This window comes from Pirellulales bacterium (assembly GCA_035656635.1).
Lineage (GTDB): Bacteria > Planctomycetota > Planctomycetia > Pirellulales > JADZDJ01 > DATJYL01.
The window spans coordinates 13,101-35,830 of sequence record DASRSD010000182.1; the positions used below are offsets into that span (position 1 = coordinate 13,101).

At 55.6% G+C, this 22,730-nt stretch carries 20 protein-coding genes; 4 read left to right on the forward strand and 16 right to left on the reverse strand.

Translation table 11 applies throughout. The features are described from left to right. Nucleotides 1–96 precede the first annotated feature (96 nt). From VFE46_18840 to ndhC, 14 genes are all read right to left on the reverse strand, one after another. Nucleotides 97–1,758, reverse strand: a complete 1,662-nt coding sequence (locus VFE46_18840) for an NADH-quinone oxidoreductase subunit N (GenBank protein ID HZZ30061.1) — start codon at nt 1,756–1,758, stop codon at nt 97–99. 4 nt (nt 1,759–1,762) lie between these two features. After that, nucleotides 1,763–3,430: an NADH-quinone oxidoreductase subunit M gene (locus tag VFE46_18845; GenBank protein ID HZZ30062.1), complete on the reverse strand. Its 1,668-nt coding sequence runs from the start codon at nt 3,428–3,430 to the stop codon at nt 1,763–1,765. A 64-nt stretch (nt 3,431–3,494) separates the two neighbouring features. After that, entirely contained in the window at nt 3,495–5,621 is a 2,127-nt protein-coding gene (gene nuoL, locus VFE46_18850) for an NADH-quinone oxidoreductase subunit L (protein HZZ30063.1), read from the reverse strand. Nucleotides 5,622–5,678: 57 nt separating this feature from the next. Next, nucleotides 5,679–6,122: an NADH-quinone oxidoreductase subunit NuoK gene (nuoK, locus tag VFE46_18855; GenBank protein ID HZZ30064.1), complete on the reverse strand. Its 444-nt coding sequence runs from the start codon at nt 6,120–6,122 to the stop codon at nt 5,679–5,681. Further along, nucleotides 6,119–7,000, reverse strand: coding sequence for an NADH-quinone oxidoreductase subunit J (locus VFE46_18860; protein ID HZZ30065.1), 882 nt, complete (start codon nt 6,998–7,000; stop codon nt 6,119–6,121). Before VFE46_18860 ends, nuoK begins: the two co-directional genes overlap by 4 nt. Beyond that, the gene (locus VFE46_18865) at nt 6,997–7,530 is read right to left on the reverse strand and encodes an NADH-quinone oxidoreductase subunit I (protein HZZ30066.1); all 534 of its coding nucleotides are present in this window, start codon (nt 7,528–7,530) and stop codon (nt 6,997–6,999) included. The genes VFE46_18860 and VFE46_18865 overlap by 4 nt, the downstream gene beginning before the upstream one ends. Continuing rightward, nucleotides 7,520–8,761 carry an NADH-quinone oxidoreductase subunit NuoH gene (gene nuoH, locus VFE46_18870; GenBank protein HZZ30067.1) on the reverse strand — a complete coding sequence of 414 codons (1,242 nt, stop codon included), beginning with the start codon at nt 8,759–8,761 and terminating at the stop codon, nt 7,520–7,522. The genes VFE46_18865 and nuoH overlap by 11 nt, the downstream gene beginning before the upstream one ends. An 88-nt stretch (nt 8,762–8,849) precedes the next feature. Further along, complete coding sequence (locus tag VFE46_18875; protein ID HZZ30068.1) at nt 8,850–10,523, reverse strand: 2Fe-2S iron-sulfur cluster-binding protein; 1,674 nt, start codon at nt 10,521–10,523, stop codon at nt 8,850–8,852. Nucleotides 10,524–10,548: 25 nt separating this feature from the next. Further along, entirely contained in the window at nt 10,549–11,910 is a 1,362-nt protein-coding gene (nuoF, locus tag VFE46_18880; GenBank protein ID HZZ30069.1) for an NADH-quinone oxidoreductase subunit NuoF, read from the reverse strand. Between the two features lie 39 nt (nt 11,911–11,949). Next, nucleotides 11,950–12,441 carry an NAD(P)H-dependent oxidoreductase subunit E gene (locus VFE46_18885; GenBank protein HZZ30070.1) on the reverse strand — a complete coding sequence of 164 codons (492 nt, stop codon included), beginning with the start codon at nt 12,439–12,441 and terminating at the stop codon, nt 11,950–11,952. Between the two features lie 102 nt (nt 12,442–12,543). Next, a complete protein-coding gene (gene nuoD, locus VFE46_18890; protein ID HZZ30071.1) occupies nt 12,544–13,767 on the reverse strand; it encodes an NADH dehydrogenase (quinone) subunit D in 1,224 nt (407 codons plus the stop codon). Between the two features lie 172 nt (nt 13,768–13,939). Then, the gene (locus VFE46_18895) at nt 13,940–14,440 is read right to left on the reverse strand and encodes an NADH-quinone oxidoreductase subunit C (GenBank protein HZZ30072.1); all 501 of its coding nucleotides are present in this window, start codon (nt 14,438–14,440) and stop codon (nt 13,940–13,942) included. Between the two features lie 9 nt (nt 14,441–14,449). Next, the gene (locus tag VFE46_18900) at nt 14,450–15,037 is read right to left on the reverse strand and encodes an NADH-quinone oxidoreductase subunit B family protein (protein HZZ30073.1); all 588 of its coding nucleotides are present in this window, start codon (nt 15,035–15,037) and stop codon (nt 14,450–14,452) included. Then, complete coding sequence (gene ndhC, locus VFE46_18905; GenBank protein HZZ30074.1) at nt 15,028–15,507, reverse strand: NADH-quinone oxidoreductase subunit A; 480 nt, start codon at nt 15,505–15,507, stop codon at nt 15,028–15,030. The genes VFE46_18900 and ndhC overlap by 10 nt, the downstream gene beginning before the upstream one ends. A gap of 91 nt (nt 15,508–15,598) precedes the next feature. On the opposite strand from ndhC, the gene VFE46_18910 reads away from it, so the two are divergent. Then, a complete protein-coding gene (locus VFE46_18910) occupies nt 15,599–15,871 on the forward strand; it encodes a hypothetical protein (GenBank protein ID HZZ30075.1) in 273 nt (90 codons plus the stop codon). A gap of 429 nt (nt 15,872–16,300) precedes the next feature. On the opposite strand, the gene VFE46_18915 is transcribed toward VFE46_18910, so the two are convergent. Continuing rightward, nucleotides 16,301–18,760: a dockerin type I domain-containing protein gene (locus tag VFE46_18915; GenBank protein ID HZZ30076.1), complete on the reverse strand. Its 2,460-nt coding sequence runs from the start codon at nt 18,758–18,760 to the stop codon at nt 16,301–16,303. A 276-nt stretch (nt 18,761–19,036) separates the two neighbouring features. Here VFE46_18915 and VFE46_18920 point away from each other — a divergent pair, with 276 nt between their 5' ends. Further along, nucleotides 19,037–19,261 (forward strand): helix-turn-helix transcriptional regulator, encoded by a 225-nt coding sequence (locus tag VFE46_18920; protein ID HZZ30077.1) that lies wholly within the window; start codon nt 19,037–19,039, stop codon nt 19,259–19,261. Nucleotides 19,262–19,643: 382 nt separating this feature from the next. After that, nucleotides 19,644–20,162 (forward strand): transposase, encoded by a 519-nt coding sequence (locus VFE46_18925; GenBank protein HZZ30078.1) that lies wholly within the window; start codon nt 19,644–19,646, stop codon nt 20,160–20,162. A gap of 470 nt (nt 20,163–20,632) precedes the next feature. On the opposite strand, the gene VFE46_18930 is transcribed toward VFE46_18925, so the two are convergent. Then, nucleotides 20,633–21,772: a DUF1559 domain-containing protein gene (locus tag VFE46_18930; GenBank protein HZZ30079.1), complete on the reverse strand. Its 1,140-nt coding sequence runs from the start codon at nt 21,770–21,772 to the stop codon at nt 20,633–20,635. Nucleotides 21,773–22,262: 490 nt separating this feature from the next. On the opposite strand from VFE46_18930, the gene VFE46_18935 reads away from it, so the two are divergent. Continuing rightward, nucleotides 22,263–22,388: a hypothetical protein gene (locus VFE46_18935; protein ID HZZ30080.1), complete on the forward strand. Its 126-nt coding sequence runs from the start codon at nt 22,263–22,265 to the stop codon at nt 22,386–22,388. Nucleotides 22,389–22,730 lie beyond the last annotated feature (342 nt).

The window sequence follows — 22,730 nt, forward strand, 5'->3', positions numbered from 1 at the left end:
GCATACCGCCACGCTGGGCCTGGGGCAGACCTGGCGCGGCGGTTTTTCTTTGTGCGACAGATCTTTATGCAAAGTCACGTTGCCGGAATGGGAATTTCAAGGCGAAAGGTTTTCGGCGACCGGGAAAGAGGTTGTTTGCAAGTCGTTGCGAAGGCGATCTACCGCCGTGTGAGCCATGGCCGGTTGGCCAATCGCTTGTCCAGCCCGGATGGCGCAATCGAGCACCCGGCCCGGCAGTAGGCCAATGCCGATCACCAGCACCATGCAAATACCCATGGCCGCGGCCGGACCCAAGCCGCGCTGCGCTACGGCAACTTTTTGCTCCGCGCCGCGGAAGTACATTGCGCCAATCACCCGCAAATAATAGGCCGCTCCGATCGCCGCATTCAACACCGCCACCAACGCCAGCCCAACAAACCACGGCCGCAGCCAAATGGCTCCTTGCGCGGAAAATTCGTCCAGTGTCAGCGCGCTATATAACAACGAAAACTTTCCCCAAAAGCCGGCAAATAGCGGCACGCCTGCCAGACTAAACATGAACACGACCATCGCCAGTGCCACCACTGGATGCGTGCGATTCAATCCGGCAATATCGTCCAGCGAATTCACCTGCTTCCGTTCGCGGCTCAAATAAACCAGTGCTGCAAAGGCACCCAGCGTAGCAATCATGTACACCGCCAAGTAGAACATCGCGGCCCCCAAGCCATTAAGGCCCGCGGTGTTGGAGAGAAATCCGCCTGCCGCGATGCCTGTCTTCGTGGTTCGCATCGCCAGCGCCACAGCTACCCCAATCAGCAAATATCCAGCATGGGCAATCGACGAATACGCCAGCATCCGCCGAATATTATTCTGCCAGAGCGCCAACACGTTGCCTAAACTCATGGTAAGAACCGACACGACTAGCGCCACTTTCCAACCGAGCGACTCCCAACCCGGCAGTGCGGTCAGCAGAATTCGAGCCAAAACAGCTAAACCCGCAATTTTCGGCAGCGTGGAAAGTAGCCCGGCGTTGGCGTTGCTGGTGCCTTGGTAAACGTCCGGCGCATAAAAATGAAACGGCACCACCGCCAAGCGAAACGCCAGCCCGGCGAACATCAATAGCAGAGCCACAGGCACCAGTGCTTCGTTGAATCCACCATCGGCTGTACCACCAACTCCCGCAGATACAACTGCCGCAATTTTCTCCAGCCGGGTGGATCCGGCCACGCCATATAAAAAGCTGAACCCATACAACAACACGGCGGAGGAAAGGATGCTGAGAAAAAAGTATTTCGAGGCCGCTTCCTGGCCGCGGCTGTCGTTCCGGCCTACATACAGCACGATGTACGTGGGGATCGAAACCAACTCCAATCCCACGAAAAGCAAAATCAACTCGTTGGCGGCGGCGGCAATCATCAAACCGGCCAACATCAACAAAATAGATGCCGTTTCCTCAGCACGTTGTTGAGTAGGCTGCGGACGAGCAGTGATCAACACCAGCACCACGCCCACCGCCAAAATCGCCCAGCGCACCGTGTGGCCAAACAAATCGACTGCCAGCGGACCACTGGCCGAAGCAAAGGGAGCCGTACCGGAAAACAGCTTTAGTTCACCATCTTGTGCTCCCAGCACCACTGCCGCGATGACGATCGCCCCAAATGCCATCAAACTGGCCATAGCACGCAGCGGCCGAAACGCGCCTACCACGCACAACAACGTGGCCGCGGCGATCAAAATGATCTCCGGCAACAGCAAATAAATGGTCGTGGAATCGGTCATCGGATTAATTCTCGTTCCTACTGACAGAGACCGGCCGCAACTCTGCTTGTGGCTTAGCGACGCCTTTTTTCACCAGTTGAGGCTTTTGGGCGTAATAATTTTCCAGCGGCTGGCTGGTGCGAGCGATGATTTCGTCCGCCGCAGGCGCAATCGGCTTCAAAAATAATTTGGGGTACAGGCCAATCCACACGATGAACACCGCCAACGGCGCCAAAGCCAAAATTTCGTACAGCCGCAGGTCGTGAATTTGCTCCGCATCGGCCTGCGACAGATGCCCTTCATGCAATGGACCAAAAAACACCCGCCGCATCATCCACAGCATGTACCACGCACCCAACACCACGCCGCTGACAGCCAGCACGGCAATCACAATCAATTGCGGACCAAGCGGGCCGGGGGCATCCGTCCAAGCCCGCTGAAACATCCCCAACAGAATCATGAACTCGCCCACAAAACCGTTGAGCCCCGGCAAACCGATGCTCGACATCGTGAAGATCAACATAAACGCGGCCAAGATCGGCGTGCGCTTGGCTAATCCACCCAACTCGCTAATTTGCCGAGTATGGTAACGCTCGTAAATCATCCCGACCACCGCGAACAGACCGGCGCTCGATAGCCCGTGGTTAATCATCTGCAAAATGCCGCCTTGCAAACTCAATTGGTTGAGCGCAAAAAAGCCCAGGATCACAAACCCCATGTGGCTCACACTGCTATAAGCCACGAGCTTTTTCAAATCTGCCTGCACCAGCGACACCAAGGCGCCATAAATAATGCCGATTACGGCCAGCCATAAAATCCAGGGCATGCACATGGCCGTGGCGTCGGGCAGCATCGGCAAACAGAACCGCAAAATGCCGTACGTGCCCAACTTCAACAAAATTCCGGCCAAATCGATGCTGCCCCCCGTGGGCGCTTGAGTGTGCGCCAAGGGCAGCCAGGTGTGCAACGGCACCAGCGGCACTTTCACGGCAAAGCCGGCTACCAACGCCAAAAATATAAGCAACTGCAAGTGACCATGCGCCGCGTCCATGGGGATGGGATGTTGTCCCAAAATTTCATGCAGTTGCGGAATGGAAAATGTCAGCTCGTTCGAAGCGCTGTATGCCCACAGCACAATGCCGATCAACCCCAACAGCGCGATCACGCTACCCGTGAACGTAAACAGAAAAAACTTATTGGCGGCGTAGCGACGCTCTTCGTGGCCCCAAATACCGATTAGAAAATACAGTGGGATGAGCGTGAACTCGAAAAACACATAAAACAAAACAATATCCCGAGCTGAAAACACGCCGATCATGCCGCATTCCAACAGCAACAATAAAGCGTAAAAGCCGGCTGGCCGATCTTTTACCGCTTCCCAGCTCACCAACACTGCGGTAAACGTAAGTAAGGCCGACAGGCCGAACATCCACACACTGAGCCCGTCCAAGCCAAACGCGAAATGAATTTTCGCCGCTTCACCCAGCCAGTTAAACTCACGGACTGCATAATTGCCCTGCAGGCCTTGATCGAACCAATACTGCACGCACAAATGCGCGGCCAGCGCCAAGGTAATACCGGCGGTGATCAGCGCGATGAGCCGTACCGTCGCTTTGCCCTGCGCAGCAAATAGCCACGCCACCAAAGCGCCGCAGGCGGGCAGCAAAATCGTCGATAGTAAAATGTTGTGCATAAAAAATCGCTCAAACCTTGCCGCACCACCACCGCCTCACCCCATCACGTGCTCACCTCATCACTCATCCCGGCCACAAAACAAGCGCTCCAATCAGCACCAGCAGGCCTAACATCATGGCCAGCGCATAAAACTGCACCATCCCATTTTGAAGCGACCGCAGCATGGAACCACACACGGCCGGAATGGCTCCCACAAAATTCACGAGGGCGTCGATCACGTAACAATCTACCCAATAGCTGATTGACGCCAGAATCCGCAACGGCCACACGATAAGCACTTGATAAATTTGATCGATGAAGAACTTGCCGTACGATAACACATACAACGGCCGCAACAGCCGGCCCAGCCATTCCGCCTGCGAGCGACCGCCCAGATACAAATAGGCGGCCAAGCTGATGCCAATAATTACAACGCCCGTGCTCAGCGCCGATATTCCGAACTCCAATTTCGGTTGCTCTGCGGTTTTCGCGATGGTTTGATAGGCCAGCGACGGCGTGAGTTTCAAAAACTCCAGAATGCCGTGCGTCAGACCGTAATATCCGCCGATCAATGCCGCCGGGACAGCCAAAATTAACAGCGGCACGGTCATCGCGCGCGGCGATTCGTGCGCATGATGACCCGCCTCGTGCGGAATTCTTTCTTCGCCATAAAACGTGCTAAAGAAAGCTCGGAACGTGTAAAACGCGGTCAGCCCGGCGGTGAACACGCCCACCCAATACAGGGCGCCGTACAGGCCGTGAGCGAAGCCTTCGCTGTGCAGAGATTTATCATGCACGGCCCCCAAAATTTCATCCTTACTCCAAAATCCAGAAAACGGAAACAACCCCGCTAGCGCCAGGCAGCCAATCAGAAACGTTCCGCAAGTGATAGGCATCAGCCGCCGTAACCCACCGAAGCGACGCATATCGATCACGCCCCCCATGGTGTGCATCACGCTGCCCGCGCCCAAAAACAACAAGGCCTTAAAAAATGCATGCGTGAACAGGTGGAACATGCCCGCCACAATGCCCAGCAGCGATCCCGTTCCTAAACTCAGAAACATGTAGCCAAGCTGGCTAATTGTGGAATATGCCAGCACGCGCTTCAAATCGTTTTGGGTGATCGCAATGGTGCCAGCCAAAATCGCCGTAAAACCTCCAATGGTGGCGACAACCATCTGCGCAGTCACCGGCGAACCGCCGATGGTAAACCACGGCGTGCTGGCCGACGCCAAGAAGAGCGGCGTGCAACGTGCAACCATGTACACACCGGCCGTGACCATTGTGGCGGCGTGAATCAGCGCGCTCACCGGCGTGGGGCCTTCCATGGCGTCGGGTAACCACACATGTAGCGGAAACTGCGCGCTTTTGCCGCAGGCGCCGGCCATCAGTAGCAGGCAAATCGCCACCGCAACGCCGCCGGTGGCAAACATCGCCGGATTTGCCAGCCGAGTTTGACCCAGCACTCCGGCCACTTGTTGCACCGCGCCATCCACAGCGGTGATTTGCGTATCGTGAAAATTCAGCGTGCCGTAAGTGGTCCAAATTAGAAAAATACCAATCGCAAAGCCAAAATCGCCCACGCGGTTTACCAGGAAGGCCTTCATTCCCGCAGCCGCTGCCGCCGGCTTTTCATACCAAAATCCGACCAGCAAATAACTGCACAACCCAACTGCTTCCCAAAAGGTGTACAGTAGCAAAAAGTTGCTGACCGAAACCAGCATGGTCATCGAGAACACAAACAGTGCGATGTAACAGAAAAACCGCGGATAGCCTGGATCGCCGTGCATGTAGCCGCTGGCGTAAATCGCCACCAGCGTGGAAATAAACGTCACCATGCACAGCATGAAACAGGTGAGTGGATCGGCCCGCAGCGTGACGTCGATCGTGAAATTGTGCGGTGCTTCCGTAACGACAGGCACCGAAGACGAATTCGCCATCGCTGGCCGTGGCGTGTAGGCGTTGTTCACATCGGCCCAGGTCCAGAGCGTATAAACGTGCTCGTAACCAATGTGCCCCTGCCCGCCGTTGAGCGATTCGCTCGATTGCGCTTGAACGCTAAACAACAACGGCAAGCTAAGCGCGAACGAACCGGCAAAGGCCAGCACCACCGGCCAGTGGCTCAGCCGCCCAAAGCCACGGCCGAAAAACGCCAGCAGCAAAAACGCCGCCAGCGGCAAAGCCGGAATCGAAATTAATAAAGTATCCATCGTTTGCGATTTTGCAATGATCGATTCTGCTGCCGGTCATAAACCGGGAGCAATCTGTCACACGTGGTTCCGATGCGTGATTTCTTCTTCGTCCACCTTCGGTTCCAAACCGGCTGGTGTCAGGTGTGGCCAATGGGGTCTGGGCTCGGCTATAGCCGGTAATTCGTGATCCACATAGGCTGACAAGTTGCTTTCCCGCAGTTCGTCCCAGGCGGCAATATCCAAATTGTCGCGGCGCTGAAACAGCATGAGCACTAGCGCCAAGGCCACAGCCGCTTCGCAGGCGGCCACGGTGAGAATGAAAATGACGAGCACTTGGCCATCCCAATTGTTGTGCCAGCGGCCCCAAGCCACGAGACTCACCGATACGCCTTGCAACATCATCTCGGCGCACAAAAACATGACGATCATATTCCGCCGGCTCAAAAAACCCACCAGCCCAATACAAAACAGAGCGGCGCCCACCAACAACGAATTTTGCAGCAGAGCGGCTTCGTTCATCGCGCTGCCTCCTGCAAATGCTTCGCGCTGCCTGCACGATCCGCCGGGGCGCGTGAATGCGACGAGGGCGTCTCAGCCTGCGAACCTGGCTGCGAATCTTCCCGCCGCTGAGCGCTGACAATCGCTGTGGCCCCGACCAGTGCCACCAATAGCAGCGTGCCGGCCACTTCCACAGCAATCAAATGCCGGCCGAACAATTCCGCCCCCAGCCGGGCCACATGATCGGGCACCAACACGTTTTGCTGCAGCGCCGCCGTGTCGGTTACTTGAATTTGATTCAGGCCGAGCTTGCCAATGGTAATCGACAGAATCGCCAATAACACGGTTCCGGCGGCAGCGGCCAGCAAGGCTTCCCAGCTCACTCGATCGTAATACGCATTTCCCTTGGGGCTGGCCAACATCAGCACGAACAAAAACGTCACCAAAATCGCCCCGGCGTAAACCACAATGGTGGCCACGCCTAAAAATTGGGCCCCTTGCACCATGAAAATGCCGGCCGTGCCCGTCAGCGTCATCGCAAACCACACCGCGCAGTACACCGGACTGCGAAAGGTCACCGTGCAGGCTGCCGCCACAATGGTCACGGCACTGAGAATCCAAAACACGACGTTGCTGCTCCACAGGCCCAGCGGCAACAACCGAGAACTGAACAAACCCAGTGCGGCAATTCCCAACACCGCGCCCAGCGCCCGGCCTTTGGCATTTCCGCGCGGCAACATCAACCACAGCGCCAATCCGCCCAAAATCACGCCCCAAGCCAGCGGATGGAATTGCAATAGCGGCGCAATGAATCGATTCAACCCCGTCGGCGCCGCTGGTTCAGCCGCATCGGCTGCCAGTAAAAAACCATGAGGCAACAGTCCGACCAACCCTGTCATACGGTGCCTCCCAGCGCGATCGATTTCATCGGCTCGGCATCCTTCGTGATGTCGTACACGCTGAGCAGTTTTTCTTTGTCGAACACCATTTCCTCACGGCTGCGGCCCGTAAGGTCTAACAGGCTGGTCAACTCGATCGCGTCCACTGGGCAAGCTTCTTCGCACATGCCGCAGAAAATACACCGTAATTCGTCGATCGTGAAGCTCTCGCAGTATTTCTCCCGGTCGGGCCACGGGCTGGGCGCGGCGACAATGTCAATGCAATGCGCCGGACAAGCGGTGGAGCACAAAAAACAGGCCACGCATTTCACCCGGCCTTCGCTATCTTTGTTTAGCCGGTGGACGCCGCGGTAAATTAGCGGATTGCCTATTTTCGGTCGCTGCTCGGGAAAACTGACCGTGACCTTCGGGCTGAACAAATGCTTCACCGTCGTCGACAACCCCTGCACAAACAACGGCAAATACATCCGTCCGGCCAAACCCAGCGGTGGTTCTTCTACCCATTTAATGGCCGGATCTTCAGGCTTCATGGCCCAACTCGCTTTCCGCATCAAAGGGCAATGCAGTCGGCCGGGGAGTATTGTCAGTCGACAAGGGCGCGAGCAAACCCGCCACCACCCAGGCTACCAACGTGATGCCCCAACTCAAAATGATGGTGACCCACACACTGTTGAATCCCACGGCCTGAGCGATAGGCCTGCCATACTCCACTAGCACCGCGGTGACAACCAAATTCACCAGCCCCAACGGCACCATCACCTTCCAGGCCAGCGACATCAGTTGGTCAAACCGGAACCGGGGCCAGCTCCAGCGCACAATCATGAACAGCAAGATCACGGCCAGAATTTTCGCGGCCAGCACCACAATTCGCAAAATGGCGATCGGCCAAGTAATTTCGTTGCCCGATCCGGTTAAACCCCAAAAGTGCCAGCCTCCCAAAAACAAAATGACGATCAAAAAGGCGGCCGTAATCATGTGCAGAAATTCGGCGATCAAATACAACAGCAACTTCATGCCAGAATACTCGGTGTGATAACCGCCGATCAGTTCCTGCTCCGCCTCGGGCAAATCGAACGGCAGCCGCGCTGCTTCGGCCGTGGCCGCCACCACAAACACGAAGAAGCCTAGCGGCTGCAAAAACACATTCCACACACCAGTGCTGGCTTGTTGGGCAATGATGGAATCCAACTTCAACGTGCCGCACAGCAGCACCACGCCCAGCAATCCCAACCCCAGCGGAATTTCGTATGAGATGAGCTGCGCGCTCGACCGCAGCGCGCCTAAAAAACTGTATTTATTGTTGCTGGCCCAGCCCCCCAAAATCACGCCATATACGGCAATGCTCGACAGGGCGAAAATGTAAACCATCCCCACATCCAGCCCCGGCGCCACCAAAAGCGGAATAGGATCCTGAATGCCGTTAATTCCCAAAGGCGGCAGCACGCTGCCAAAGGGAATGGCCGCAAAAATGGCGACCGCCGCCGTCATAATCACAATCGGCGCTAAGCGAAACAAACTCTTATCGACGTGACTGGGCGTAAACTCTTCTTTGAAAATGAACTTCAAACCATCGGCCAGTGGCTGACCCAACCCGAACATTTTGATGTTTGTCAGCGGAATGCCCACGCGGTTCGGCCCCCGGCGGTCCTGCACCCAGGCGGCCATCCACCGCTCCAATAGCACCAGATATGCCGCCGCGGTCAGCAGCCCGCCGACCAGCAGCAGAATTTTCACAAGCGTGATGATTGTAGCCAGCGACATGCGTGTAAAAATGATAAAACCAATAAATGAGCAGATGAATTGCCAATCCCCAAGGCTGAGTCGCTAGCGGCTTAGCACGAAACAATCGTCACACCGTCGCCCCGGCCAACTGATTCACCCGTAAGTCAATTCCCACCAACGGAATTTCATCCGCGGCCGCGCTAAAGGCAATCATTTCAGCGGCCACTTCACCTAACACTTTCCGTGGGTTGTACAGCCCACGCATGCCCAGCATCTGCCAATACAATTGCCCTTCCACCCATACGCCGGCCGGCGGACGAATGGCCCAGGTGAATGATTGCAGACGATGAGCAAAATTCACGTACGATCCGGCCCGTTCAGCAAAACCTGCGCCAGGCAATTGATAGGTCGCCACCTTCCACAGCGGCGATTCGAACATATCTTGCACGACGAGTAAATCCAGCGCCGCAAATGGCGCGGCTGCGTTCTCGTCGCACCAATTTCCTTGCGAATAGCCTCCACTGACCCAGGCGGCTTTGATTTGCATTTCTCCCTCTGGGAGAGGGCTAGGATGAGGGTGCTGAGCACTCAGATCTTCCAGTAGCTCGTCGAACGATTTGATTTTTCCGTCGCAAAAATGGGCCAACATCTCTTCCACGCCTTTGCGGTTGGGGCATTTTTCCGCGTGGATGGTGAACTTGCCGGGGAACGATTCATCTTCGCCCACCGCCACTATAGGCCCCAGCGCGAGCACGGCCTGCGAATCGATTGATCGGGCCAGCTTGCACAATAAATATGCTTCTTCCACCGTCAAATGCGGCGACACCACTGCCGCCAGCCGACCACCGCTACAGACTTTTTCTAGTACCGCGGCCAGTTCGCGCGGCAACTGCGACCAATCGACGTTTTCAAATTCACGGTCGGCCACATGCCGCCGCGGTTCAATCTTTCGCTCCGGCGAATGCAAATGCTTGTAACCGTAGCGCCCTTCGTCGCACATCCACCATTTGTTGATGAACGGGTTTTCCTGCGGCGTCAGGCGGTACACTGTGTCTTGATTTTCATCGATGCGAATGGTGCAACCGGTGGAACAGCCGGCACACACACCCAAATGCCGCCGCATGAACCAGACGCGCTGCTTGTACAGAAAATCTTTGTCCCCCAGCGCGCCGACAGGACACAAATCGACCACGCAGCCGGAAAGTTTGTTCGCCAGCGGGTAACCAGGGAAGACGTCAATTTCCTCGGCGCTGCCGCGATTGATGACCAGCAGCTCGCTAGTACCGGTAATTTCGCGGCAAAACCGCACGCAGCGGCTGCACATCACGCAACGATCGACAAACAATTTGACGGTATCGCCCATGTCGCGAGTGGCGCTGGTGAATGGCCGAATGTCGGCCCGACGCTCCGCCTGGCCATGCTCGAAGTGATAGTCCTGCAAATGACATTCACCGGCTTTGTCGCAAATCGGGCAATCGATGGGATGATCGATCAGCAAGGCCTCTTCCACCTGCGCTCGGGCTTTTTTCACGGCCTCGCTGTTGGTCACGAACACCGTGCCATCTTTGGCCGGTGTTTGGCAGGCCGGCATCAGCTTGGGAACCATGGTGATGGCGCCGGTTTCTGCATTGCGCGTGCCGGTTTCCACTAGGCACATGCGACAACTGGCCACTACCGTTAAGCCAGCGTGCCAGCAATAGTGCGGAATGTTGACGCCCACGCGCTCAGCCGCCTGAATGCCGTTCAGCCGCTCGTGCTCACTCAGTTCAATTTGTTGCCCGTCAACAATAACAATGGCCATTCGATTGCTTACCTAATGATTGGACTCAATGTGCTCCGACAATTTGCAATGCCGGCACCGGCTCGGTCACGGCGTAACCGCCAGGGTTGGTGCGTTTGATGTAATCTTCAAATTCGCCGCGGAATTTGCGGATGGCATTTTTAATGGGCCACGCCGCCCCATCAGCCAGGCCGCAAATCGTGGTGCCGGGAATAATTCCGATGGAATCGCCAATTTCTAGCAGCAAATCTAAATCTTTAATGCGCCCTTTACCGGCTTTAATGCGATTGAGCATTCGCAGCGCCCAGCCGGTTCCTTCCCGGCACGGCGTGCATTGGCCGCAGCTTTCGTGCTGGAAGAAGCGGCAACTGTTGTGCAAAAAATCGACCATCGACGTGGTCTCATCCATCACCACGACCGCCGCCGTCCCCAGCCCCAAGCAGCCGACTTTGCCCAGCTCGTTGAAATCGAGCTTCGTGTCAAACTCCGGCTCCGTCAGCAGCCCCATGCTGATGCCGCCGGGAATGGCTGCTTTGCCTTTGCGATTTTTCCATACGCCGTCGCCGAATTCATCAATGAGTTCCCGGCACGTAATGCCCAGTGGCGCTTCGTAACATCCCGGCTTATTCACATGCCCACTCAGACAATACAGCTTGGGCCCATAGCTGCCTGCGTCGCGCGGATTTTTCGAATCCGGCGGCACCCCCATCGACTTGAACCATTCCACCCCCCGCGCGGCAATGTGCGTGATGCAGGCAACGGTTTCAATGTTGTTGACCACCGTCGGCTTGCGAAATGCCCCTTCTACAGCCGGAAACGGCGGCTTGATGCGCGGCCAAGCCCGCTTGCCTTCCAAGCTTTCGATGAGCCCCGTCTCTTCGCCACAAATGTACGCCGCCGCCCCGCGATGCAGAAAAATATCGAGCGAGAATTCGCTCCCCAAAATATTTTTGCCCAGCAAGTTTTTGGCGTAGCACTCGTCAATGGCGCTCTGCAGCCGGTCCCAGCACAGCGGATATTCGTACCGCAAATACAAATACGCCGTGGTCGCCCGCGTGGCATAACAAGAGATGATGATCCCTTCGATCACCTGGTGCGGGTCATCTTCCATTAAAATGCGGTTATTGAACGTGCCCGGCTCGCTTTCATCCGCATTGATGCACATGTAAATCGGGCCGGGATGATTCTTCGGCAGAAATGTCCACTTCAAACCGGTGGGAAACCCTGCCCCGCCCCGGCCGCGCAAACCGCTGGCTTTAACCATTTCGGTGGTCTGCTCCGGCGACATTTCCTTGAACACTTTACGCAAACCGGTATAGCCGCCAGCGGCTTCATACGCGCGCAGCGTCCAACTTTCGGGCTTGCCGACTTGCGCGAGCAAAACGGGTTCGGATTTGGTGACGGTCATTCGAATTTCGTCATTCTTTCGACATTAGACATTCGACATTCACTTTCCAGCCACTTCTTTCAAAAACTTGTCTGCTTTTCCTGCCGTTAAATCTTTATGCAGTGTTTTATTCGCCAGCATGCACGGGGCGTATTCGCAAGCGCCTAGGCATTCGGCGAATTCGATGGTTAGCGCTCCGTCGGCGGTAGTTTCGCCGGGCTTCAATCCGGCGGTGTGGCACATATGCTCCAACAATTCGTCGGCTCCGCGCAAGGCACAACTAACCGAACGGCACACCCACGCCCGCACTTTGCCATGCGGCCCAGCCTGCTTGAACATGCCGTAAAACGACAGCGTGTCTTGCACTTCGGCCGGCGCAAGTTCCAACAGCCCGGCAATTTCGACCACGGCTTCCAGTGGCACATAGCGCAGCCGCTCGTTGACAATGTGCAATGCCGGCAGCGTCACCGCCTGCTTGGTCGGATAGCGCGGAAACAGCGCCTTGATTTCGGCGATCATTTCGTCGGTGAGTACGCGCTCATTAGCGATCATGTTTGAAAATGTGGAATGGGGAGTGCGGAATCGGAAATGACGGAAGTTGTTTTTCCGCCGCTATTCCCCATTCCCCATTCGCCATTCCCCATTTGATTTCTCCTATCGGTCCAGTTCCGCCGCAATAATGTTCAAACTTCCTAGCACGGCCACAATATCGCTCAGGGTGTGTCCGCGAATTAAGTGCGGAAACACAGCGAAGTGAATGAAGGACGGCGGCCGGCATCGGGCACGATACGCCGTTTCCGTTCCGTCGCCGACAATGTAAAAGCCCAGCTCTCCGTTGGGCGCTTCAATCGCCGCGTAAATTTCCTCGTGCGGCACTTCAAAACCGCGGTTGCTCATTTGCAATTCGAAGTGCGAAATGGTTCCCTCAATGGTCGAATACACCCAGCGCTTGTCGGGAAACGCCGTGCGTTGGTCGATGCCCACATTCACCGGGCCGCCGGGCAATTTTTCAATGGCTTGCTCGACAATCTTCAAGCTTTCCCACATTTCCTGCATGCGGACCAAATATCGGGTGTAGCAATCGCCCGCCGTAGCACAACAGACTTGAAAATTAAAATCGCTGTACGGCAAATGCGGGTCGTCCTTGCGCAAATCGCGCGTCACGCCGCTGGCCCGGGCGACCGGCCCGCTGCAACTGCGGTTGATTGCTTCCGCTTTCGTCAGCACGCCCACGCCTTTGGTGCGGTCGACAAAAATTTTATTGCGATCCAACAGCCGCTCCATGTCGTGCAGCGTTTTCGGAAAGTTTTTGCAAAAGGCACGGATTTTTTCCACCACCAGCGGTGTCATGTCGTACATTAGTCCGCCGACCCGCGTGTAACTGTTGGTGAAGCGGGCCCCGCACAGCGTTTCGAAAATGTCGTACAGTACTTCGCGCTGGTAAAACGCGTACAAAAAGTACGTGAACGCGCCGGTATCGAGCCCGGCGGCGCCGTTGCACAGCAAATGATCGCTGATCCGCGACAGCTCGGAAATAATAATGCGAATGTATTGGCACCGCGGTGTCAGCTTCAAACCCAGCAATTTTTCCACAGCACCGTGCCAGGCCACGTTGTTGGTCATCGGCGAAATGTAATTCATCCGATCGGTAATCGTGACATACTGGTTGTAGTTCAAATGCTCGCCCAGCTTTTCAAAACCCGAGTGCAAATAGCCGATGTCGGGCATGGCGTCGATCACTCGTTCGCCATCCAGTTTCAGCACCAGCCGTAATGTCGTGTGCGTGGCTGGATGCTGCGGGCCGAAGTTGAGCGTCCACAGGTAATCCTGCGGTTCGTCATGGGCCAAATCGCGACTTTCGACAGATGCAAGGGGCATGGCAGGGAATATATTAGCCGCAAATGAACGCGAATGAACGCAAATCAAAACAAACTATCGTTTCCGCGTGCCAATACAACCAAACACCATCCTTAGCCGAATTCACTTGTGAACTATCCAATTTCATCTGCTGCCTCATTCGCGTTTATTCGCGGCATATTTTGCTGCTGCTTCATGCACTATCGCGGGTTAGCACCGGAAAATTATGCCGTTCGCCGCGGCCTTGCAAGGGATAATCTTTCCGAAGCGGGAAGGCGGCGAACTCCTCGGGCAGCAAAATGCGGCGATGGTCCGGATGCCCCTCGAAGGTAATGCCAAACATGTCCCATACTTCGCGCTCCATCCAATTGGCCCCCTCCCACAGCGAGGTGACGCTGGGCACTGCCAAATCCGGCTCGTTCAAAAAAGTGCGCACCATCAGCTGTTCATTGGTAACCGTATTGGTAAGTACATACACGAGCCCGAAGCGGTCTGTCGCCCCGCGGTAATTCAAATAGTCAACGCAGGTGATGTCCACGAGAAAATCGAACACCCGCTCGCCGTGCAAAAACTCCAGCGACGCAAAAAGGTGTTCCGTCGGAACTACCACGCGCACTTGCCCGCGAAACTCGCTGGTCGAAATTCCCGCGATGCGGTTCTTCAACAAATCAATGCTGGCAGCATCGTTCGACATCAGTGCTCGCTATTGCTGGACTTCACTTTTCCACACAACCGGGTTGCGCGCGCTGTCAATCTGCGGCGGCCCGGGCAACTCAATCAAAGCGCGCTTCGGCTGTTGCGCAGCTTTCAATCGGAATTCGGCGCCTCCCAAGGTTCCTTCGCGCTGAATTTTATCCTGCAAATCGATGATCCCTTGAATCAACTGCTCCGGCCGTGGCGGACAGCCGGGTAAATACATATCGACGGGAATAAACCGATCGACTCCCTGGACCACGCTATACGTGTCGAATACGCCGCCGGTGCTGGCGCAGGCTCCCATCGAAATGCACCACTTGGGCTCGTTCATTTGCTGCCAAATGCGCTGCAGCACAGGCAACATTTTCATTACCACGCGCCCGGCCACAATCATTAAATCGCACTGCCGCGGGCTGAAGCGAAACACCTCGGCGCCAAAGCGGGCAATGTCGTGCTTGCTGGCGCCGGTAGCCATCAACTCGATGCCGCAACAGGCGGTGGCAAACGGCATGGGCCACAAGCTGTTTTTGCGGCACCAACTAGCCAGCGCATCGAGCTTGCTAACGACCACATTTTCCGGCAATTCTACCGCCACTTAAAAACCCCTTTCCGCCAGTCGTACACAAAGCCCAGCACCACTAGCAGAATGAATACCATTGCTCCGGCAAACACCAGCCCGCGAGAGGAAATCCAACCATCGCTCACGGCCAAATCAATGCCGCGCGCCGCCGATATATTCCCTCTTCCTTTGGGCGAGGACTGGGGTGAGGGCGTGGTTTCCGATGCCGCCATCACCGTGGCTGCCTCGACATGCCGAACGGCCACAGCCCAGGGATACAAAAACAACAATTCCACGTCAAACACCAAAAACGCAATCGCCACTAAATGAAACCGCACGGCAAATCGCCGCCGAGTGTCGTGAATGGGGTCCATGCCGCTTTCGTATGGCATTTCCTTCACGGCGGTCCGCTTGCGGGGAGCAATCAAACGGGGCGCGGCCAGCATGGCGCAAGACACCAAGGCCGCTACCACTACGAACAGCAAAATGGGCAGAAAATCCGCCATCGCAAGCTCCTTCTTTTCTTTAGAAAGAAGGCCTAGTGAATTACCATATCACGCCCCGTCTTTCCTTCTCGGGAAGCACGGGATGATGGGGGTGAATGCCTTTCAATTCCGAATCCTTGCCGAGGCCGATGACCAGATTACCCGACTTTGTGAATCTTGTCACAAGCCCCCACAAATAAAAATGGCGCGCATTGCCGCCACTTTTATGTGGGCTATCCTAGTGCCGCTGGGCACAACCCGTCAAGCCGCGCGCGCTGCGGGCATTTTTGGCAATTTGTCCGGGAATTTTTATTCCCGGACAAAACTGCTTCTTTTTGCGCGTCAGGCGCTATGCTTCACCCGAAGTTTTCCGAGCGATCCGTAGCGGCGGCGGGACAGAATGCTTCCCATTTACGTCGGCCAATGCGAATTGTTGGCGAATTAAAGCTGTTTGCAAATTAAATGCGCCTTCCCTAGCTCTCGCCAATCAAGTTCGCCGCGGCAAACGGTTGGCTTGAAGAACTTCTTTGTACCCAGCATTCTGCTCGACGCAGCACCTGGACGCCGCGCGCATTTCTCCCTCTCCCCTTGCGGGAGAGGGTCGGGGTGAGGGGCGCGCACCTCGGGCCGTGCCGAAGCAACAATCGAAAAGTTAAATTTCCAAAGAACGGTCGCGGAGCCCATTCGCTCCGAGCCGTTCACGTTAGTGTACATCTGTTTTAGATGCAAGAAGCAAATTGTGCCAGCCCTTGAATTTCATGACTTGCACTGACAGCCGATGTGCACGCCGGTCTTACACGAAACGAATACAATGTCAACCATCCACGTTGATGTCCGTTTCGCCGTAATGGTCGAGCAGGATGAAATAATCATCCACGTCAATGCCGTTCAGGCCATCGACATTGGCGTAGGGGACGCCAGCAACGCTGGCCTGCCCAAAATTATCGACGATGTTACGGTAATCGGTGTAATCGACAATGTGGTTTCCGTCGGTGTCGCCGGTTATCAACGGGAGATCGGAAGTGACATTCACAGTAAATGGGCTGAAGGTGCGATAATCAGACCCGGCCTGATAATCTAATCCGGTAACCTCATCTACTCCATAGCTATCTGGCAAGGAAGTACCAGCATAAAATCCAATAATAAAGTTCCCTTGCTTGTTCATTGCAATCGGAGAACCTTCTGCCCCAACTGACCAAGGCAGCTGATCAACCTGAAATGGTCCAAACGTCGACGTAAATTGATTGCCAGTTGGCACCGCTCTTGCCATCACATGCTCAATGGTCTCACCTTGTTCCGTCCAAGCCACAACGTAATACGACCCGCGTTCTCCTGTCGGGTCATCGTTCATCGCAACGGTTGGCGATTGTAATGAACCATCCGAGGTATCCGCGATAACGACTTGGTGACCTAAGTCGACAATTCTTCCCGGAATTGGCGCGTTTGATCCGGCTATCGTAAACGCCTGCGACAGAACTTGGAAATTGGTAAAGCTTTCTTCTTGTACCCATGTCACGACAAATCGTCCGCTGGAATCAATCGCCACCGTAGGGCTGCTAACTCCGTAGACTGCTAAGTCATCAAAGGTGGTGGGCGGCAAAATGATGGTCTCGGAGTTACCAAGGGCGCTATCAGACACGAATTGGCCTTTGGTCGCATCGAAATAACGAGCGCAGATACCACCTTGTGAGCCTATATTGCTCCCATAGGCAACAACGAAATCACCATCGCGGCTCATGGCCACTGTTGGCGAACCATGGGAATTATTGCCCGTACTAGCCTGAAGCGGGTTCTCGTCAATGGGTGTTCCATCACCATGGAATCGTTGCACGAAAACCTGTGAATTAAGGTTATCATCTTCTTCCGTCCAAGCGATAACGAAATCATCATCCGACTGGCTGTCCAAGTTTTCACCCTGCATTGCAAACGATTCAATGCCATGCCCAAACTCAATTGTCGTCCCGATCTGATGACCTAATGCATCATATCGCGTTATACGCCCATCACCGAGATCGTTCCAAGCCACATCGAAGTTCCCTTCGGCATCAATACCAACGCCTATCCCCAGCCCAGGGGTCGCGACCTGAAATGCTACCTTAGGACTTGGCTCTTCTGGTGCTATAGCCCACACTCCTGAAAGTTTGTCATTAAACACTTCAGCGGTCTGACAAATGGAATTGATAGCGACTAAGGATGCTGTGCCTTCCTCTCTATCTCTGCCTATCCCGGTCGGTGTTGGCTCATTTGGCTCGTACAAAAGCGTCTCATCGTTTCCTGCGCCACCGCCGTCGATTGAAGCAAGGTATGGGTCTTCGACCAAGTCGGTCGAGTTCACCAGAGTCGTTGGCACGCCGGACTGAAAGGTGATGGTTAGCGCGCTGGCGCTGACGGAACTAATGGTGTTCGAGCCAAGCTGAGAAAGATTGGGCGGAGTGTAATCGGTGACGTGGAAAGCGCTCAGGTCGAGGGTGTCGTTGCCGGTGGAATCAATGGTGTCGTTACCGAGCGGCGGTTGGACCGGGTCTCCTTGTTTTGTTCCATCGACCCACGAATAGCTATACGTGTTGCTGCCGCCGTTGCCCGCGAGGTAGTCGTTGCCGGCTCCGCCGTCGAGCCAATCGTTATCCGCGCCACCTGAGATATTATCGTCGGACAATTGCTGCGCGGTGGTTCCGGAAATCAATACATCAATCAAAGCCTGCGCGTCGGTGTTCGTCACAGCACCGTCGCGGTTAATGTCGGCGATGTACAGAAAATCGGACTCCGTCAGCATGCCATGAGGAAAACTTGCCAGGTATGCCGACCGATTAGTAAGGGCCGTCATCAATGCAATCAAATCGCGGACATCGACCTGCCCATCTCCATTCACGTCGCCCGCAATCAATTGAAAGTTATCGGTCAGGACTGGCCCACTCAAATTGCTGCCAATCAGCGTGTTGTTGCCGCCATTGCCGTTGATCGTGACGTGTTCCAAGAAGGGGAAGTTGGTGCGCGACACCGCGGCCAGGCTGATGGTGTCGTTACCGGCCCCGCCCTGGGCGTCAATGAGCTTGACGGAGCTGGCCGGCACGCCCAAGGGGCTGATATCGGAACCGTTAGCGATTACTTGCACGTTGCCGGACGTAGCGCTACCCACGGTAATGGTATCGCCACTATCGTCGCCGCTGATGCTGAGCGTGGCGGTGGCGCTGTTCCAAATGGCGCTGGCCGAGAGCATGGCGCGGTCTTGAAGTGGTTCAAACCGGGACAGGCGTTCGCGATTTCTGGCGCGCATGGTGCCGCTCCGTTTGACAAAAGGTCAATGTGCAACCCCGGATTGCGGTGCCTAATAGGGGCGATTGTACTGCGCGCCAGAAAATTTTCAACGCGCTAATCAAAAATCTCGTCGAAACCTTGCCGGCATACCAAGAAGCGGGAAATGAACTTCGGCACGAGCGGACGCGCAACCTGCCCGTGACGGAGAGCCATCGTCGGCGCAGCCAACCGCCTAAATCATTACTACAACTATAGTTGGAAGACGGTCAAGCCATGAAATCCTAACATCGGGTTCATGCTTGGCGAAGAAATCCGAAAAGTGAGGCTGGCTGCCGGCGTGACGCAGGAAGAATTGGCGTTTCGCGCGAAAATTTCTCGCAACTACGTCAGCTTGCTGGAATTAAACCAGAAATCGCCCACGGTGGACGTGCTGCTGCGAATCGCCAAGGGGCTGGACGTACGGCCTTCGTTGTTGATCGCCAGATTGGAGAACGAAACGACAAAGTCTCGTAAGCGATAAGCTCTAAGGTTGTGTTGAGTTTCGGCGCTTCGCCGGGTGGCCCGGATAGGCGGAGCGCATCCGGGTCGCGCTAGCGACAAGAGGCCGCTTGAAAATGGTTACGCTACCGAAAGGGCAACCTTCAACCTGAAGCCTCTTGCGGCTCTCGCCGCCCGGACAGCTTGTCCGGGCCACCCGGTGTGTAGGGTGGCCCGGATACGCGGAGCGCATCCGGGTCGCGCCAGCGACAAGAGGCCGCTTGAAAATGGTTACGCTACCGAAAGGGCAACCTTCAACTCGAAGCCTCTTGCGGTTGCGCCGCCCGGACAATTTGTCCGGGCCACCCCTTGAAGTTTCACTGATGCCGGCTTGTCGCCGATGCCCAGCAACCTATGCTGTTATGATGACCAAGCGGCGAATTTACGACAACGAGCATCACGCACATTTTCTGACATTTTCCTGTTATAAGCGGCGGCGACTGTTAGACCATGATCGAGTGAAACGAATTGTACTGGGTACACTCAATGGGCAGTTGCGGCGGTTGGCCGGTTCGTGTGTTGGCTTCGTCATTATGCCTAATCATGTTCACGCGATTGTATGGTTTGAAGCCAACGGGCAACTCAGCGAGTTCTTAAAGCAATGGAAACGCACCAGTAGTCTGCGCATCAAAGATTTATTTTCCACATCGCTGGCACACTATGCTTCCTGTTTTTCGCCGAGCGAACCAGTTTGGCAACCACGCAGCTATGGATTCAATCTGTACTCACGTGGAAAGATTGAGGAAAAACTCGATTACATCCATTTGAATCCCGTGCGCGCGGGCTTGGTTTCGAAGCCCTGCGACTGGCCGTGGAGTTCTGCTCGACACTACCTGCAAGCCCGCTCGGTCGGCGTGCCCATCCGCTGGATTGATTGTGATTAACCGAACTCTCGGGTGGCCCGGATATGCGGAGCGCATCCGGGTCGCGCCAGCGACAAGAGGCCGCTTGAAAATGGTTACGCTACCGAAAGGGCAACCTTCAACTCGAAGCCTCTTGCGGTTGCGCCGCCCGGACAATTTGTCCGGGCCACCCTGTGTGTAGGGTGGCCCGGATACGCGGAGAGCGCATCCGGGTCGCGCTGGCGACAAGAGGCCGCTTGAAAATGGTTACGCTACCGAAAGGGCAACCTTCAACTCGAAGCCTCTTGCGGCTCTCGCCGCCCGGACAATTTGTCCGGGCCACCCGGCGGGTCGCGCTAGCGACAAGAGGCCGCTTGAAAATGGTTGCATCAACGCAAAGGCAAACTTCAGCGAAGACCTCTTGCGGCTCTCGCCGCCCGGACAATTTGTCCGGGCCACCCTGCCGCAGAAAAAAATAGGATTCTAACCAAGCCGGCGGCTGGGTCAGCAAGTTAGAAATCGATTTGGAACGATTGATTATCTGCGCGGTTGGCGAGCCATTGGTGGATGCCCGCTTTGGTACGGGCAGGCACGCCGGCAGGTGGATTGGGATTTGCCGAATCGATGCTATAGGGAATCGAATGGACCGAACCGTCACAGAAGACCATATTGAAGGTCGAAATGTGACCCCCACCCCAACAGTTATAATCGTCGGTGCCCTTCGCATCGTGTTTAGGTGGCTGATAGGCAGAAACGTACATGTCATTGTCGAAACCGACCCAAGCCCATTCATTATCAGCAATGTCAGTTCCCAAATCGTATAGATCGATATCCAAGTACTTTTCTCCCACCATATAGGTGTGACTCAGGCCATCGGTAATGTCCTTGCTGCGAATCGTGCTCCGCTGAAATGACACACCAGTGCATGAATTTGTAAGGCCGGTAGGCCATTGGAAATTGGTTGGCGGCGGAATGGTCATTGGGGCAGTATCTGCTGGCGAACTAAGATTATTCATTTCATTGCCATATTTCGATGAAATGATAGTGTTCGAAGCATTAGGAAAATAGAATTTGATTGGATTGGCATCGCCACAGTTCGCGCTGTAGTCGGACCGGGCCACTTTTGTTACACCATTGCTATTACCGGGCGTGATGCCTGCATTGTAAACCGTTTCGTTATTGGGAGCTGCACTGATAAATGGATATGCGGTCAGTTCAGAGCGCCGTGATGGACATAAAAACGTAGGGACATAAGTTTGCATCTGTTGTGCCAAGGCATTAAATTTTTGAGCGCTTCCCTCCGCGGTGCCTTTACCCATTTCCCATAACGGGCGTTGTTCCATGAAAGGTAAGCAACTATATGCCCACCCGCCAGGCTGGCTCGCACCAAAACCATAATTCGGGTCGCCAGTTCGCGACCAGCTCCAGCCGCCGCTAGGGAAGAACTTCTGCGCATCGTAATGGGTTTGCCACGCGAGGCCAATTTGCTTCAAATTATTTTTGCACTCGCTGCGCCGGGCGGCTTCGCGGGCGGCCTGCACGGCGGGCAATAACAGGGCAATCAAAATTCCGATGATGGCAATCACTACCAGCAACTCGACCAGCGTGAAGGCGTGGGCTGAATGCGGAATGGGGAATGCGGAATGGGGAATGGGAGCATCGCCTGCGCGCTGCCCACTGACCACTGACACCTGATTCCCGAGTGTGCGGTGAGGAGTGCGGGATGAGCGGTGGGCTGAATGCGGAATGGGGAATGCGGAATGGGGAATGGGAGTGAGCGGGTGAGCAGGTGATGGGGTGCGGAGCGCGGGACGAGAATCGGAGTTGGTGCGCTGGCGGTCAGACATCGGGCTGGGGACAGCCCGGCTCGGACTTGACCACTGACCACTGACCACCGATCCCTGACCATTGACCACTGCCGGATAAGAGTGCACGGAACACCTCCCACACATAAAGAGGACGGATTTCGATAAAAAATTCGGCCCACACTTTTTCCGGGCGACGCGCCGCCGCTCGGAATCATTTTGCGCGTCACCGGCGCGCGCGGCCGACGAAATGGAGCTTCGTCGTAGCCTCTCCCCAGAACCCAGCGACCCGTACCCAGCGATCCGTTCACCAACCCCACAACTTGCAACGAATGACATGCCCGGTCTATTACAGCGCGGCGAATTGGAAACGTTCGCTGCGCCGTTCGATCGGTCGGCCGCGCGGCGCACCAAAGCCCCGGCGGCGACAAATCGCTATACGCTATTTTCGATTCAGCGCTGAATTGCCCTGAAATAAGTCATCGGAAGATTTACCCCACGGACGTACTGCTCCCAACCCACATAGGGCAATATATTAGAGGGTGTGAAAAAACGCAATAAAAGTCCCAATTTTTTAGCCCGGGGCAGTTTGCGGGGCGGTGGAAAAGGCCGCCCGACTGACACAGTCGGGCTATATAAGCGTCCGGCCAGGTTAACCGGCTTGGGTTCCGAGGGCTCGGCGGCCTCGACCCCGGCCACCCGGCCACCCATCGATTCTCCTGCACCCTCACCCCCTGTCCTCTCCCGCCGGGCGAGGTGGCGCAAAAAAGAACCCTTCGCAGGTGGGGCAGGTACCTACGAAGGG

What these genes read in the sequence shown, in the direction of transcription:
- VFE46_18840 (HZZ30061.1), bottom strand. Translation starts at nt 1,758, where the DNA reads ATGACCGATTCCACGACCATTTATTTGCTGTTGCCGGAGATCATTTTG.
- VFE46_18845 (HZZ30062.1), bottom strand. Translation starts at nt 3,430, where the DNA reads ATGCACAACATTTTACTATCGACGATTTTGCTGCCCGCCTGCGGCGCT.
- nuoL (HZZ30063.1), bottom strand. Translation starts at nt 5,621, where the DNA reads ATGGATACTTTATTAATTTCGATTCCGGCTTTGCCGCTGGCGGCGTTT.
- nuoK (HZZ30064.1), bottom strand. Translation starts at nt 6,122, where the DNA reads ATGAACGAAGCCGCTCTGCTGCAAAATTCGTTGTTGGTGGGCGCCGCT.
- VFE46_18860 (HZZ30065.1), bottom strand. Translation starts at nt 7,000, where the DNA reads ATGACAGGGTTGGTCGGACTGTTGCCTCATGGTTTTTTACTGGCAGCC.
- VFE46_18865 (HZZ30066.1), bottom strand. Translation starts at nt 7,530, where the DNA reads ATGAAGCCTGAAGATCCGGCCATTAAATGGGTAGAAGAACCACCGCTG.
- nuoH (HZZ30067.1), bottom strand. Translation starts at nt 8,761, where the DNA reads ATGTCGCTGGCTACAATCATCACGCTTGTGAAAATTCTGCTGCTGGTC.
- VFE46_18875 (HZZ30068.1), bottom strand. Translation starts at nt 10,523, where the DNA reads ATGGCCATTGTTATTGTTGACGGGCAACAAATTGAACTGAGTGAGCAC.
- nuoF (HZZ30069.1), bottom strand. Translation starts at nt 11,910, where the DNA reads ATGACCGTCACCAAATCCGAACCCGTTTTGCTCGCGCAAGTCGGCAAG.
- VFE46_18885 (HZZ30070.1), bottom strand. Translation starts at nt 12,441, where the DNA reads ATGATCGCTAATGAGCGCGTACTCACCGACGAAATGATCGCCGAAATC.
- nuoD (HZZ30071.1), bottom strand. Translation starts at nt 13,767, where the DNA reads ATGCCCCTTGCATCTGTCGAAAGTCGCGATTTGGCCCATGACGAACCG.
- VFE46_18895 (HZZ30072.1), bottom strand. Translation starts at nt 14,440, where the DNA reads ATGTCGAACGATGCTGCCAGCATTGATTTGTTGAAGAACCGCATCGCG.
- ndhC (HZZ30074.1), bottom strand. Translation starts at nt 15,507, where the DNA reads ATGGCGGATTTTCTGCCCATTTTGCTGTTCGTAGTGGTAGCGGCCTTG.
- VFE46_18915 (HZZ30076.1), bottom strand. Translation starts at nt 18,760, where the DNA reads ATGCGCGCCAGAAATCGCGAACGCCTGTCCCGGTTTGAACCACTTCAA.
- VFE46_18920 (HZZ30077.1), top strand. Translation starts at nt 19,037, where the DNA reads ATGCTTGGCGAAGAAATCCGAAAAGTGAGGCTGGCTGCCGGCGTGACG.
- VFE46_18925 (HZZ30078.1), top strand. Translation starts at nt 19,644, where the DNA reads ATGACCAAGCGGCGAATTTACGACAACGAGCATCACGCACATTTTCTG.
- VFE46_18935 (HZZ30080.1), top strand. Translation starts at nt 22,263, where the DNA reads ATGCCCGGTCTATTACAGCGCGGCGAATTGGAAACGTTCGCTGCGCCG.